This is a genomic window from Bacillus sp. AK25, from assembly GCF_048270685.1.
GTDB classification, from domain to species: domain Bacteria; phylum Bacillota; class Bacilli; order Bacillales; family Bacillaceae; genus Bacillus; species Bacillus altitudinis.
Genome location: NZ_JBLUWC010000001.1, coordinates 1,476,736 through 1,491,909, shown reverse-complemented (window position 1 = coordinate 1,491,909; position 15,174 = coordinate 1,476,736). Strand labels below are relative to the sequence as shown.

Annotated in this window: 13 protein-coding genes; all 13 read right to left on the bottom strand. The window is 43.4% G+C overall.

Translation table 11 applies throughout. From position 1 onward, the window contains the following. Nucleotides 1–9: 9 nt before the first annotated feature. Nucleotides 10–1,965 carry a Stk1 family PASTA domain-containing Ser/Thr kinase gene (pknB, locus tag ACNO7B_RS07695; protein WP_417901372.1) on the bottom strand — a complete coding sequence of 652 codons (1,956 nt, stop codon included), beginning with the start codon at nucleotides 1,963–1,965 and terminating at the stop codon, nucleotides 10–12. Further along, nucleotides 1,959–2,729, bottom strand: coding sequence for a Stp1/IreP family PP2C-type Ser/Thr phosphatase (locus tag ACNO7B_RS07690; protein WP_411229753.1), 771 nt, complete (start codon nucleotides 2,727–2,729; stop codon nucleotides 1,959–1,961). Before ACNO7B_RS07690 ends, pknB begins: the two co-directional genes overlap by 7 nt. 3 nt (nucleotides 2,730–2,732) lie before the next feature. Further along, complete coding sequence (rlmN, locus tag ACNO7B_RS07685) at nucleotides 2,733–3,821, bottom strand: 23S rRNA (adenine(2503)-C(2))-methyltransferase RlmN (protein ID WP_007499669.1); 1,089 nt, start codon at nucleotides 3,819–3,821, stop codon at nucleotides 2,733–2,735. A 3-nt stretch (nucleotides 3,822–3,824) separates the two neighbouring features. Then, complete coding sequence (rsmB, locus tag ACNO7B_RS07680; protein ID WP_057079566.1) at nucleotides 3,825–5,168, bottom strand: 16S rRNA (cytosine(967)-C(5))-methyltransferase RsmB; 1,344 nt, start codon at nucleotides 5,166–5,168, stop codon at nucleotides 3,825–3,827. After that, on the bottom strand, nucleotides 5,155–6,108 hold the full coding sequence (gene fmt, locus ACNO7B_RS07675) for a methionyl-tRNA formyltransferase (protein WP_017359336.1): 954 nt from the start codon (nucleotides 6,106–6,108) through the stop codon (nucleotides 5,155–5,157). The genes rsmB and fmt overlap by 14 nt, the downstream gene beginning before the upstream one ends. Nucleotides 6,109–6,113: 5 nt before the next feature. Next, nucleotides 6,114–6,596: a peptide deformylase gene (gene def / locus ACNO7B_RS07670; protein ID WP_008344891.1), complete on the bottom strand. Its 483-nt coding sequence runs from the start codon at nucleotides 6,594–6,596 to the stop codon at nucleotides 6,114–6,116. Between the two features lie 15 nt (nucleotides 6,597–6,611). Beyond that, entirely contained in the window at nucleotides 6,612–9,020 is a 2,409-nt protein-coding gene (priA, locus tag ACNO7B_RS07665) for a primosomal protein N' (RefSeq protein ID WP_017359338.1), read from the bottom strand. Then, nucleotides 9,017–10,234, bottom strand: coding sequence for a bifunctional phosphopantothenoylcysteine decarboxylase/phosphopantothenate--cysteine ligase CoaBC (gene coaBC, locus ACNO7B_RS07660; protein ID WP_417901371.1), 1,218 nt, complete (start codon nucleotides 10,232–10,234; stop codon nucleotides 9,017–9,019). The genes priA and coaBC overlap by 4 nt, the downstream gene beginning before the upstream one ends. A 115-nt stretch (nucleotides 10,235–10,349) precedes the next feature. Continuing rightward, nucleotides 10,350–10,553 (bottom strand): DNA-directed RNA polymerase subunit omega, encoded by a 204-nt coding sequence (gene rpoZ, locus ACNO7B_RS07655; RefSeq protein WP_008344896.1) that lies wholly within the window; start codon nucleotides 10,551–10,553, stop codon nucleotides 10,350–10,352. Nucleotides 10,554–10,556: 3 nt separating this feature from the next. Then, on the bottom strand, nucleotides 10,557–11,171 hold the full coding sequence (gene gmk / locus ACNO7B_RS07650; protein WP_007499680.1) for a guanylate kinase: 615 nt from the start codon (nucleotides 11,169–11,171) through the stop codon (nucleotides 10,557–10,559). A 9-nt stretch (nucleotides 11,172–11,180) separates the two neighbouring features. After that, nucleotides 11,181–11,450 (bottom strand): extracellular matrix/biofilm regulator RemA, encoded by a 270-nt coding sequence (remA, locus tag ACNO7B_RS07645; RefSeq protein WP_008344898.1) that lies wholly within the window; start codon nucleotides 11,448–11,450, stop codon nucleotides 11,181–11,183. Between the two features lie 76 nt (nucleotides 11,451–11,526). Then, nucleotides 11,527–12,402, bottom strand: coding sequence for a YicC/YloC family endoribonuclease (locus ACNO7B_RS07640; RefSeq protein WP_017359340.1), 876 nt, complete (start codon nucleotides 12,400–12,402; stop codon nucleotides 11,527–11,529). 83 nt (nucleotides 12,403–12,485) lie between these two features. Continuing rightward, complete coding sequence (locus ACNO7B_RS07635) at nucleotides 12,486–15,161, bottom strand: calcium-translocating P-type ATPase, SERCA-type (RefSeq protein ID WP_007499684.1); 2,676 nt, start codon at nucleotides 15,159–15,161, stop codon at nucleotides 12,486–12,488. Nucleotides 15,162–15,174 lie beyond the last annotated feature (13 nt).

The window sequence follows — 15,174 nt, the reverse complement described above, 5'->3', positions numbered from 1 at the left end:
GTCCCTCCTTTATTCATCATCGGGGTATTCAATCGTTTTGGAGCTTACTACTTTATCATCCACAGTCACCTGATAGTATCCTTTTTGACCAGGTTCTATCTTAAATTTAATCGTTCGCTCAGTAGGCGCAGTGATTTTAAAGGTTTCATATAAATCAGAAATGCTATGTTCTGCATCGTCAATGGATATTTGAACATTCATTTCTTGTCCTTCTATTTCTGGTTCATACGGGATCGCAATCTTTTCAGTCACCGTTTTAGCCGGTTTCTCTTTTGGACCAAGAGAGAACGTAATTTTGACCGTATCACCAGGTTTAACAGCTGTCCCCGCTCCCGGTTCCTGCTTCATGACCTCACCTTTCGGCACATCGTCAGAATATGCTTCTTTTTCATCTAGCTTTAGTCCATTATCCTCTAGATAATTTGATGCGGCCTGTTTACTATAGGTCGTTAAATCCCGTAAGGTAATATCGGCAGGGCCTATACTGACGGTCAATGTGACTTCTTCATCTGCTGCGACAAGTTCTGTATTTGCGGAAGGTTTCTGTTCCATGACAATGCCTGATTCTGTGTCATTATCATTCACTTCCTCCACAACAACCTGTTTAAACCCTTTTTTCTCTAATAGTTCTTTTGCTTTCTCGACCTTTTCACCTGTTACATCAGGTAATTCGGTTTTTTCTTTACCTGTACTTTGATAAAGCTGAATTTCTGTCCCTTCTTTTACCTTTGTTCCAATTTTCGGGTCTGTTTTGACAACCAGCCCTTTTTCAATCTTCTCGTCGGCAATATCAATGGGTTCAGAAGCGACTGTAAATCCGGCTTTCTTCAAGGTGTCTTCCGCTTTTTCAACCGTCATGCCAGAAACATCGGTCACCTCTACATCCTTTGGAAAGAGTAATCCTGGGAAGACCGTGATCGCTAAAATGGTCGCAGCCGTCAAAACAAATAAGATCGATGCTACAATCCACGGCCATTTTTTCCGTTTTTTCTTCGGCTTTTGTTTCTCTTTTTTCTTTGGTTTTTGAACCGGGTGGACGGCTGTTTTTTCATTGTCTTGATCGACTTGATGATCTTTTATAATAGGAATGGCTTTTGTTGCTTCATGATCTTCTTCAATGACAAAGCGCTTTTCTTTTAGTCTTGCAGGGTCAAAAGCCGTTTTTAAGTCTTTTTGCATTTCAGATGCATCTTCGTATCGATAGAATGGATCTTTGGCCATCGCCTTTAAGATGATGTTCTCCACGCTTTGTGGTACAGAAGGATTCCACCTTCTCACAGATGGCGGCTCTGATTGCAAATGCTTCAGTGCGACACTGACAGCGGATTCTCCTTCAAATGGCATGCGTCCTGAAATCAGCTCATAAAGAACAATACCAAGTGAATAAATATCTGACTTTTTCGTTGCAAGACCGCCGCGCGCTTGCTCTGGGGACAAATAATGCACGGAGCCAAGAACAGAATTCGTATGGGTAATCGTCGCTGAGCTAAGTGCCATGGCAATGCCAAAATCAGTGACTTTGATATTCCCCAAGTTGTCTATTAATATATTGTGAGGCTTAATGTCTCGATGGACGAGCTGTTTCGCATGGGCTTCTTCCATCGCCGCAACGACTTGCTCCATAATGCGAACGGCTTCTTTTGGATGAAGCGGTCCATTGGCGTGTATGTATTCTTTCAGCGTCATCCCTTCGACATATTCCATGACAATATAATAAATGTCATCTTCTTCTCCTACATCGTAGATACTGACAATATTCGGATGATCTAAGCTGGCTGCTGATTGCGCTTCTCTCCGGAACCGTCTAATAAAATCATCATCGCTTGCAAAGTCAAACCGTAAAATTTTAATCGCCACTTCGCGATCTAAAATCATATCCTCCGCCAAATAAACGTTGGCCATTCCGCCTCCGCCTATGGCGCGAAGAATTTGATAACGGCCGCTGATCCTTTTTCCGATCAACACTTGCTGTCACCCTCCTCTGTTTGGGAGGAGATTTCTAACAGTACTGCTGTAATGTTATCTTCACCGCCGTTGTCATTCGCTGTTTGAACTAACTCTGTTACTTTTTCATCTGGTGCGGTTGTTTGCGATAAAATCTGAATCAAATGTTCTTCTTCTACTTTATTCGATAATCCGTCTGAGCAAAGCAAAATTTGATCTCCTGGGTCCACTTCAAAAGTTCGTGCATCAATTTGAACGTGTTTATCCGTTCCTAACGCTTTGGTCAGCACATTTTTTCTTGGATGATATTCTGCATCCGCTTTTGAAATCTCTCCTGTTTTCACTAACTCATTCACTAGTGAGTGATCATCTGTTAATTGGGTCAGCGCGCCTTCTCTTAGCAAATAGCAGCGGCTGTCACCAATATGGGCAATTGTGATCGTTTGCAAATGAACGAGCGCACAAACGATGGTCGTCCCCATTCCTTGGCATTCCTCATTGTTTTTCGCATGTTCGTATACTTGGTCATTAATATCGCTAATTTTTGAGATTAACCAATTTTCTTGATCGGCTGGTTTATTTGGAATTGAAGATGTTTCCTGCCAGTATTCTTTTAAAGAAGAAACTGCCATCTTGCTGGCTACATCACCAGCAAGATGACCTCCCATTCCATCTGCTACAACAGCTAGAAGTGTGTCTTCTTTTGCTTCAAAAATACCTGCATCATCTTCATTATGCTGACGGACTTTTCCTGTATCGGTTTGAAAGGCTGCCCTTATCAACATTCGTCACCTCGTCTCTTCCTGACGCTCCTTCGCTCTTAGCTGACCGCAAGCAGCATCAATATCATGGCCTTGCTCTCGTCTAATCGTTACGTTTACGCCTCGTTCTTTCAGCGTTTTTTCAAATAGGAAGATTTGTTCTCTTGGTGTTCTCACGTAATCTCTTTCTGGTACATAGTTCACCGGAATGAGGTTTACATGGCATTTGATTCCTTTTAATAAATCAGCAAGTTCTTCTGCGTGATGGACTTGATCATTGACTCCGCCAAACAGACCGTATTCAAAGCTCACGCGTCTGCCTGTTTTTTGAATGTAGTATTCAATAGCTTCCATTAATTTTGGCAGCTTGTATGCCTTATTGATTGGCATGAGGCGGCTTCGAATGTCAGTATTTGGTGCGTGCAGGGAGACAGCAAAGTTGATTTGCATTTGCTCATCAGCAAATTGATAAATCTTTGGAATGATCCCGCTCGTCGAAACGGTAATATGACGTGCACCAATATTTAAGCCGTTGTCATGGTTAATGATTTTAAGGAATGCGAGCATTTCATCAAAGTTATCAAACGGTTCGCCAATTCCCATGATAACAACTGAGCTGACGCGTTCATCTGTTTCATCAAGCGCCTGTTGTACTTTCAATACTTGGGCCACAATTTCTCCCGCCTCAAGGTTACGTTTCAAACCGCCAAGTGTAGATGCACAGAATGTACAACCAATCCGGCAGCCAACCTGTGTTGTGACGCAGACAGAGTTGCCATATTCGTGGCGCATTAGCACGGTTTCAATGGTATAGCCATCGTGTAATTCAAATAAGAACTTGATCGTTCCATCTTGAGATGTTTGTTTGATCACTGTTTTTAAAGTCGTGATGGCGAATTGATCTTTTAATTTTTCTCTTAATTCCTTTGAAAGGTTAGACATTTCATCAAAGGACGTGACGCGTTTTTCATAAAGCCACTCAAAAATTTGTGTTGCACGGAAAGGCTTTTCGCCTTGTTCCTTTAACCAGTCTTTGATTTCATTTAGCTCAAACGAGTAGATCGACGGCATGTCTGTTTTCAGTTCTTTTCTTACTTTTTGTTTTTGTTCTGTCATTTTTTATCCCTTCTTTCTCATGCTGCAAATAAAGAAACCATCTGTTCCGAAATAATGAGGAAGAATTTGTACACTTCCGTTTTGAACAAACGGAGCAACCTGCTCAGGCAGCCGTTCATTAAGAGATAGATCGGGTTCGAAGTCTTGGTGTTCTTGTAAAAACGCATGAATCACTTGTTGATTTTCTGTTGGATCCATTGTACATGTACTGTATACAAGGGTTCCGCCTGGCTTTAGCAGCTGGGCTGTTTCATGCAAGATCGATTGCTGAATTGTCGCAAGTCTTGCTGAGTCTTCCGAGGACTTTGTATATTTCATATCTGGTTTTCGTCTGATGACGCCAAAACCTGAACATGGTGCATCAATGAGAATACGGTCAAACGAAGCATCATCATAATGGTCGGATGCTTTTCTTGCATCAAGCGCTTTTGCCTCAATATGCGTTAAGTTCAGACGCTTTGCCGCCTGTTTGATCAGTTTTACTTTGTGCTCATGTAAATCAAGAGACACAATGTTCCCCTCATCGTTCATTCGCTCTGCGATATGTGTTGATTTACCACCAGGAGCGGCACAGGCATCAAGCACCATTTCTCCCGGCTGAGGGTCCAGCGCTCTTGCGACAAGCATGGAGCTTTCATCTTGGATCGTGACAAAGCCCTCTTGAAAGAAAGGAGTGGATACGATAGATCCTTTCATGAGTTTGAGTGCATCCTCAGATAGGTCGCCAAGCTCTGTCTCAATTCCTGCATCCATGAGTTCTTGCTGCAGTGCAGTGCGGTTTTTTTTCATTTGATTGACACGCAATGTCTGCTTTGGCGGGACTAAATGAATACGGCACATGCTTTCTGCTGCTTCAAAACCGTACGCCTCCACCCATTCTTGTACGAGCCACAATGGATGGCTTGTCTCTATCGAAAGCCTTTTTACCGGATCTTTGATCGCATCAAATGATGGCACGCCTTCTCTTTGCACAGAACGAAGAACGCCGTTGACTAGTGAAGAAATGCCTTTATGTCCGCGCTTTTTCGTTAGTTCCACTGCTTCATGGATGGCTGCACGATCTGGAATTTTTTCAAGATAAACCATCTGATAAAGAGACATCCGCAAAAGCTGCATCACCCATGGAGCTACTTTTTGCGGTTTTTTCACAAAGGGTGTGAGCATATAATCAAGTGCCAGCTTGTTTTGCAGTGTACCGTATACAAGTTCTGTTAATAGCGGTTTGTCTTGATCGGAAAGTTCTTTCTCTTTCATCACTGACTGCAAAAGCAAGTTACTGTAGGCTTGATTTTGTTCGAGTTTGATTAAAGCGTCTAGCGCTACTTCTCTCACATTACTTTTCTTCATTGATTAGCCCTAATTTCTGTCCAATTTCAATATTTGCGCCTCTTAAGAAGTCTTCACCGCTCATTTTTTTCTTTCCAGCGGGCTGTACACTCGTTAATAAAAGGCCTTGCTGATTTCCTGTTCCAACGACTGGTCCTTCTTTTTGAAGCTCAATCACTTTCCCAGGTTCTTCTGGTGCTTGAAGCGGCACTTTTTTCGCTTCCCATACTTTTAAGTTAGCGCCGTTCCATTCAGTATAGGCAACTGGCCATGGATTTAAGCCGCGAACTTGGTTGTAAAGCTCTTCTCCTGGCTTGGTCCAGTCTAACCTTTCCTGCTCCCGCTTAATATTTGGTGCATACGTTGCTGCCTCTTCATTTTGCGGAATTGGCGAGATAGACCTGCTTAACACATTTGGAACTGTGTCTTTTAATAAGGCAGCACCAGCCACACTTAATTTATCATGCAGTGTTCCGACGTTGTCTAATTCATCAATTTCTACTTCTACTTTGCTAATCATGTCACCTGCATCAAGCTTTTCTACCATATACATGATCGTCACGCCTGTTTTCTTTTTGCCTTGCAGGATCGCATAATGGATCGGTGCACCGCCTCTTAGTTCTGGCAGCAGTGAGGCATGAACGTTGATACAGCCAAATTCAGGTTCATCAAGTAATCTTTTTGGCAAAATTTGTCCGAATGCTGCTGTTACGATCAAATCTGGCTTTAAGGCAAGCACTTTATCAATTTCTTCATCAAGACGTACCTTTTCAGGCTGTAAAACTGGAATGCCGTGTTTTAAGGCTTCTACTTTTACAGGAGGCGGCGTCAGTACTCGTTTTCTGCCTTTCGGGCGATCTGGCTGTGTGACGACCCCGACAACTTCATATCCTTCTGTGATAAGTGTTTGCAGCACAGGTACTGAGAAATCAGGGGTTCCCATAAATACGATACGTGCCATTTTCTTCACCCTTCCATTTCCGCAAGTTCTTTTTCTGTATAGGTTTGAATGATTTTCGACGTGAATAATACACCGTCTAAGTGATCAATTTCATGCAATAAAGCTCTTGCTAAAAATCCTTCTGCTTCTATTGTAAATGGTTTGCCTTTCTTATCAAAGGCTTTCACCTTCACATAATTTGGTCTTTCAACCGTTCCGTATAAAGATGGAAAGCTCAGGCAGCCTTCAATGTCTGTCTGGCTCCCTTCCACATCAAGAATCTCAGGATTTACTAAGTCAATCCTCCCAGAATCTTCTCCGATATCGACCACGGCGATTCTTTTTGAGATGCCGATTTGTGGTGCGGCTAGGCCGACTCCATCTAGTTCAAGCATTGTATCATACATATCATCCAGCAGTTTTTTCAGTTTTTTATCGAATGTATCAACAAGCTCTGTTTGTTGTTCAAGCACGTCTGCAGGATGTAAGACTATCGGTTTGATTGCCACGAAAAGACCTCCGTTTTACATCATCATATATGGATTCATATCGATTGATATCATCAACTGTTTTTGTTCCATTTCTTTTTGATAATGATCTTGTATTTTTCGTAATAAACTTGCCAGTTCATTTTCCCTTTTGTATTTTATCACGCATTGATATCGATATCTATCTTTGATCTTAGCGATCGGAGAAGCAGCAGGACCGAGAATTCTTGTATTCGGTGCACAATTCATTTTCAGGAACTGAACAATTTTGTCTGTGACATGCGCTGCCTTTGTCACTTCTTCATGTGATACAGTCACCATCGCCAAAAAATAAAATGGCGGATAGGACTGATGACGACGGTGCAGCATCTCCTGCTCATAAAAGGCTTCATAATCATGCTGTTTGGTTAATTCAATACTATAATGCGAAGGTGTATATGATTGAATAATGACTGACCCCGCTTTTTCATGACGTCCCGCCCGTCCGCTTACTTGCGTGAGAAGCTGAAACGTTTTTTCACTTGAACGAAAATCAGGGATGTGAAGAGACGTATCCGCACTAAGGACACCGACAAGTGTAACATCTGGGAAGTCTAATCCTTTTGCAATCATTTGCGTCCCAAGCAGTATATCCGCTTCTTTGTTGCCAAAGGACGTGAGAAGCTTTTCGTGCGCACCTTTCCGAGAGGTTGTATCTACATCCATTCGGATGACCCTTGCTTCTGGCAATACCTTCGTCAGCTCTTCTTCCACACGCTGCGTGCCTGTACCAAAATAGCGAATATGCTCACTATGGCATTCTGGACATTCTGCAGGTACAGGAGCTTCGTGACCGCAGTAATGGCACTTCAGCCGTTTTTGAAAGCGGTGATAAGTAAGAGAAATCTCACAATGTGGACATTGTTCCACATATCCGCAATCACGGCACATCACAAAGGATGAATAACCTCTTTTATTGAGAAATAAAACTGCCTGCTCTTTCCTTTCAAGTACTTCTTTTAACCTGAGCATTAATTCTTCTGAGAACATGGAGCGGTTGCCGTTTCTTAATTCTTCTCTCATATCAATTAACGAAACGTGCGGCAGCTGCTGCTGATTGACGCGCCGTTTGAGCGTCAGCAGTGTATACACACCCTTTTTCGCACGCGCATATGACTCAAGTGAAGGCGTTGCACTGCCCAATACAACCGGACATTGGTGCCGCCCTGCTCGTTCAATGGCCACATCTTTTGCATGATAACGAGGCATTTCCTCTTGTTTATAAGAAGATTCATGTTCTTCATCTATAATGATCATTCCTAGATTCTCAAACGGGGCAAAAACCGCTGATCTTGCGCCAACGACAAGCTTGACTTCCTTGCGGTGGATTTTCCGCCATTCATCGTATTTTTCCCCAGTCGATAAGCCGCTATGAAGAACAGCCACATTGGACCCGAAGCGCTCTTTAAAACGCTGGACCATTTGAGGCGTTAATGAAATTTCAGGAACTAGGACGATCGCTTCTTTTCCCTTTTGGAGGACATGATCAATCGTCTGTAAATAAATTTCGGTTTTACCGCTTCCTGTGACTCCGTGCAGTAAAAACGTTTCATGTTTGTCATCGCTCACTGCTTGATGAATGGGTTTTGCCGCTTCTGCTTGCTCTGCTGTGAGATCAAGAGGAGTAGACGGTGTAAACTCCCTATCCCGATAAGGATCTCGATAAATCTCTTCATAGCTTTCTGTTAACAGACCTTCTTGAATCAAGGCTTTTATCGTTTGAGAACTAGCACCTGTTTGCTGCTGCAAATCTTTTGCTAAAAACGTCGTTTCATTCGTTTGAAGTAAAAAGGCAAGCAGCGCCTTCTGTTTCACCGCATTTTTCTTTAACTGTTCCTGCTTTTCTTCAAGTTTTTCTTTCGTAACTGCTATCTGAAGTGTCCGCACCTTTTTCTTTCCGGATTTTTGTGAGACGTGATATCTGACTTCTAGATGGCCTTTTTGGACATGCTTTTGAATAGGCTTCAGCTGTTCAGGCGGAATGTCAGCGTAAAGGATGCTCTCTTGCTGACCGAAAAGCTCTTTCAATGACTGCGGAAGTTCCTCAGCTGATAACACCTGAATTTCTTTTTCATATTTTGCTTTCATCGCTGCTGGAAGCATCGATTGAAGCGCCGTAATATGATAGGACAATGTTTTTTCCGTCAGCCAGTGGGAAAGCTCCAATAGCTCATCTGTCAGAACAGGAGATAAATCAAATAAATCGACAATGTCCTTGATGTTTCCTGACTGTACGTCTGTTTCTTCTTTAATTTTTGTCACAAACCCTTGAATCTTCCTTGGGCCAAAAGGAACCACTACCCTCATACCAGCCTTGACAAGGCCTTTAAAGCGGTCTGGCACACGATAGTCAAATGGCCTGTCAATGGCTTTCGTTGTGACATCGACGATCACTTCAGCAATCATGCTCGATCACGCTCTTTTGGCAGCAGCTGTTTTGCCTCCTGTAAGATTTCAAAGGCAAGGTCTTTTTTACTCATCATTGGCAGCTCTTTTTTTGTTCCGTCTGCTTTGATCAATGCTGCGACATTCGTATCTGTGCCAAAGCCTGCGCCCTCTGCTGCAACATTGTTCGCGACAATCATATCTAAATGCTTGGATTCGATTTTCTTTTTCGCATAATATTCTACATCCTGCGTCTCAGCTGCAAAGCCGACTAGCACCTGATGTTCTTTTCTTTTCCCAAGCTCTTTTAAAATATCTTTCGTCCGCTTAAATTCAACCGCTAGTTCACCGTCTTGTTTTTTCATTTTATGAGAATACGTCGTGACAGGCGTATAATCGGCAACGGCTGCTGATTTAATCACTATATCTGCTTTCTCGTATACATCTAACGCTGCTTGATACATCTCCTCAGCCGATTCCACTTGCACCACATCCACATGCTCAGGCGCAGTTAACGAAACAGGTCCTGAAATGAGCGTGACATCAGCCCCCATTTGCTCGGCAGCTTCTGCAATGGCATAGCCCATTTTCCCAGAAGATCGATTTGAAAGAAAACGAACAGGGTCGATCACTTCTCGTGTAGGGCCAGCTGTGACCACGACTTTTTTACCTGAAAGCGGCAAACTGGCTGGCTCATCAAAAAACGCACGGATGTGTTCAACAATTTTTTCAGGCTCCTCTAAGCGTCCTTTTCCAATGTAGCCACATGCTAAATAGCCTTCACTTGGCTCTATAAACCGGTAGCCGTCTTCATATAAAGTGCGGATGTTCCGTTTGACAGCTGGATGGTCATACATGTGCACATTCATAGCCGGTGCAACCCATACAGGAGCTGTTGAAGCAAGCAAGGTGGTTGTGAGCATATCATCAGCAAGTCCTGCGGCCATTTTACCAATGGTATGTGCTGTTGCAGGGGCAACAAGAATGAGATCGGCCCAGTCAGCTACATCAATATGCGCAATGACTTTTGGATTATTTTCTTTAAATGTATCCACATACACCTCATGCCGAGATAGGGCTTGGAAGGTGAGCGGAGACACAAACTCACGGGCAGATTCTGTCATAATCACTCTTACGTTTGCGCCTGCCTGTACGAGTTTACTAGTGAGTGCAGCTGCTTTATATACGGCGATTCCTCCGCTGACGCCGAGTAAAATATTCTTTGACTGTAACATTTGTTTGTCCCCCTTAACGGCCTTTTTCACAAATTCGTCTACAATTCAAAAAAGTCAAAACCAATCATAGTTTTGACTTTTTTGAACGTATCGTATCTGCATAGCAGAAGCGATGTTATTCTTGCTCTTCTTTTTCAAATGTCAAAAGACCAGCATCGATTTCTTCAAGAGCTTTCCCTACAAATTTATAGGATTTTGTGTTTTCGATTTGTTGATCTTGATGGATTTGCATTTCACGTGCACGGCGTGCAGACACTGTGACAAGTGTATATTTTGAGTCAAGTTTGTTCATCAATGAGTCAATTGAAGGATCTAACATGGTTTATTCTACCCCCAGCATTTTTTTATATCTTGGTGCGACTCTGTCTCTTCGCAGGTGCTCTGCAAGGACGATCGCTTTAATTCTTTCACATGCAAGCTCGACATCGTCGTTTTCAACGACATAGTCATAAGCATCCATCATTTCAATTTCTTCTTTTGCAGCAGCCATTCGGTTACGGATGAGATCCTCAGATTCTGTCCCGCGTGTAATAATGCGGTTTTGAAGTTCTGAAAGACTTGGCGGTGCAAGGAAAATAAAGAGACCTTCTGGGAATGCTTCTCTTACTTGAAGTGCACCTTGCACTTCGATTTCAAGGAAAACATCTTTTCCTTCGCTCAATGTTTGTTCTACATAGTCAACAGGCGTGCCGTAGTAATTCCCGACATACTCTGCCCATTCTAACAGCTTTTTGTTTTCAATCATATGTTCAAATTCTTCCCTGGTTTTAAAGAAATAATCAACACCATTTCTTTCACCTTCACGCGGTTTGCGGGTTGTCACAGAAATAGAGTATTCAAATTTCGTATCTTCCTGGGAGAAAATGGCTTGTCTGACCGTTCCTTTTCCAACTCCCGAAGGTCCAGAGAGAACGATTAAAAGTCCTCTTTCTTTCATAATGGCGTATTACCCCTGCCCTTCATCTATGATTTCTTCTTTTACAGAAAGTCTTTGCGCGACAGTCTCAGGCTGAACGGCAGATAAGATGACATGGTCACTGTCCATAATGACAACAGCACGGGTTCTTCTTCCGTATGTCGCATCAATGAGCATGCCTCGATCTCTTGCGTCTTGTATCATTCGTTTAATCGGTGCTGATTCCGGACTGACGATCGAAATCATCCGATTCGCTGAAATGATGTTTCCAAATCCGATATTGATCAACTTTATGGTCATCTTCTTTCGTCCCCCTGTAATATAAACGTCTCTAGTCTCGCCGAAAGAGACGCACTGTAAACAGCATACACAATGACTATTCTATATTTTGCACTTGTTCTTTTATTTTTTCAATAGCGCTTTTCATTTCAACCACGAGCTTTGTTAAATGGTGATGGTTTGCTTTTGATCCAATCGTGTTCACTTCACGGTTGAGCTCCTGTACAAGAAAGTCAAGCTTTCGTCCGGCAGCGCCGCCTTGCGTCAAAATTTGCTGGAACTGCTGAAAATGACTTTTCAGCCTGGTAATCTCTTCTGTAATGTCACAGCGATCCGCAAAGATGGCCGCCTCTGTGATCAGCCTGCTCTCTTCAAGCGCCTCTCCGATCCATTCTTGCAATCTTTGATTCAATCGTTCTTTGTACTGACTCACAACCTCTGGTGCAAACACTTTGATTTCTTCTGTAAATGCCTCGAGTTCAGACAGCCTGAGTTCACAGTCTTTTTGAAGTGATGTTCCCTCCTGCTCTCTCATAAAGCAAAGCTCCTTGACAGCTTCTTCACAAGTGTCTATCAGCAAATGCTCCAGCTGCTCATTACGGCTGACTGACTCTTCCACCTGAACAGCCTGTTCCAGCTTCAGTAAGTCATGTGCATGCTGAATACCTGAAATATGATAGCGGTCCTCAAGGTCTTTTGCGGCTTTCATATATTCATCAAGCAGCGGCCAGTCAATCTGTAAAGACCGGCTTGCAAGTTTACCGCCTTCAATCGTAACAAACAGCTCAATTCGACCGCGCTGCACGTGACGAAGAATGATTTTTTTTAATGTATCTTCGAAATATAAAAGCGGCCTCGGCAAACGGGCATGAACCTCTTTAAAACGGTGATTGACCGATTTTAGCTCAACTGACACTGTCAGTTCACCATCCGTTTTACTCGCTTGGCCGAATCCCGTCATACTGCGTATCATGTGAAAACACCCAATTCTTTCATATTAATAAAATGAAAAAGGTAATAGCAGACACTATTACCTCAAAATTATACCATAACCAATTATTTTTTTCTTGTCAAAAGTGATCCTGCCAGTAAAAAAGTTGGCAATGCAGACATACCGATGATCAGAAGCCAATCGACTGGTGCGACTGCCACCGTTTTGAAAATCGGCTGAAGCGGCGGATAATAAATGACCACAAGCATCAGCAGAAGGGAAGACACAACGGCGCCGATCAAGTACATATTCCCGAATGGATTGCGTTCAAAAATAGACCGTTCACTGCGGCAGTCAAACACATGAATGAGCTGCGCCAAAACGAGTGTGCTGAATGCAACCGTCTGCGCATATTGAAGATTGTTCGGATCACGGTGATACACAAACATAAAGGCTAACAAAGTGGCAATCCCGATCAGAAACCCTCTTGATATGACCTTCCAACCAAGCCCTCTTGCAAAAATCCCCTCTTTCATGTTGCGCGGCTTTCTCTTCATGACATCGCCTTCTGGTTTATCCATTCCAAGTGCCATAGCCGGCAAGCCGTCTGTGACAAGGTTTACCCACAAAATTTGAATTGGGACGAGAGGCAATGGAAGCGCAAGAAGCATCGCAAACAGCATGACCAAAATCTCTCCCACATTCGATGCCAGCAAATAGCGGACAAATTTGCGAATGTTTTCATAAATATTCCGTCCCTCTTTAATAGCGGATTTAATAGTCGCAAAGTTGTCATCAAGCAAAATAAGAGAAGAAGCTTCTTTGGCAACGTCTGTTCCGGTAATCCCCATGGATATGCCAATATCCGCCTGTTTAATCGCTGGCGCATCATTTACCCCATCACCTGTCATCGCGACAATATGGCCATTTTTTTGATAGGCCTTCACAATTCTCAGTTTATGCTCAGGTGATACACGGGCAAAGACGTACACATCTTCTGCTGTTTGCTCGAGCTCTTTGTCGCTTAGCTGATCCAGAGCTTTTCCATCAAGCACCTTTCCTTGCTTCGGTAAGAGACTTAAATCTTTAGCGATCGCTTTAGCCGTTTCTACGTGATCGCCTGTAATCATTACTGTTTTAATGCCAGCATCCCGGCATTCTTTAATCGCTCGTCTCACTTCAGGACGAGGTGGATCAATCATGCCCTCTAGACCGATAAATGTGAGGCCAGTTTCTGCCTGCTGAACAGAGGTGATTTTTTCTGTCAGGCTTACTTTTTTATATGCAATCGCAATGGTTCTAAGCGCTTGTCTTGCTAAACCTTGAATGGCAGCTTCTGTTTCTTGCCGGTGGGCCTTTGAAAATGAGGCGGTGCGTCCGCCGTGCATCATATGACTTGAACGGTTCATCAGCACATCTGGCGCCCCTTTGGCAATGACATACCGCTCCTTCTGATTCGTTTCCACGACGACTGACATCATTTTTCTTTCAGAGTCAAAAGGGAATTCCTCCACCACTCGAAATCCCGCTTCGATGAATTGCTCTGTAAAACCCGCTTTACGCGCAGCGGTTAGAAGTGCTCCTTCTGTCGGATCGCCATCAAGTCTCATCTCACCGTCTTTTTCAACAATGGTCGATGTATTACAAAGTGCTCCGTATAATAGCACCTTTTGCAGGCTTGGATGTTTGTCTACATGGACAAGTTCTCCGTTTAAGGTAAAATCACCTGACGGCTCGTACCCAGTGCCAGAAATATTCCACGTTTTCCCCTCTGCCCATACATGTGTCACTGTCATTTTATTTTGTGTCATTGTGCCTGTTTTATCTGAGCAAATAATCGAGGCGCAGCCGAGTGTTTCCACAGCCGGCAGCTTTCTGACAATGGATTTTTGTTTAATCATCCGCTGCACACCTAGGGAAAGTGCGACAGTGACGATCGCCGGCAGTCCTTCTGGAATCGCAGCAACAGCGAGAGATACACCCGCTAAGAACATATGATACAAATCATGTCCTTGCACCACACCAAGAACAACCACAAGCACAGTTAAAAATAATGCAGCCACAATTAAAATTTTCCCCAGCTGCTCAAGGCGTCTTTGCAGCGGTGTTTCCATATTACCTGCTGAATCCAGCATACCGGCAATTTGTCCCATCGCCGTATTCATCCCTGTACCAATGACAACCCCTACACCGCTTCCTCTTGTGACAAGCGTCCCCATAAAGGCCATGTTCGTCAAATCTCCAAGTGAGACATGATCTCGCGAGAGCGGACTCGCATGTTTGACCGCTGGGATGGACTCTCCAGTGAGGGCAGATTCTTCGATTTCCAAACTCTTTGTTTCTAGTAATCTGATATCTGCCCCAATTCGATCCCCACTTGAAAACTTCACAATATCTCCCGGCACGAGGTGCTTCGACGGGATCTTGACCCATTCATTGTTTCTCCTTGCATAGACATGAGGCGTTGATAATTCCTTTAGTGCTTGGAGGGACTTTTCCGCACGGCGTTCCTGATAAAAGCCAAGCACACCATTTATCAGCACAATCGCCACAATCGCCACAGCATCAATGTATTCACCTAAAAAGGCAGAAATAATCGTTGCCGCAAGCAGGATTAACACCATAAAGTCTTTAAATTGCGCTAAAAAAATAACGAACGCCGACGCCTTTTTCCCTTCCTGCAATTCATTTGGCCCATGCTTTTCAAGCCGCTTTTGCACATCTTTTTCTGACAGTCCGTCACCTATCGATGTATTCATTGTTTTTAATAAATCGGTTTGGTTCAGTTCATGCCAATTCATTTGACCTCGTCCA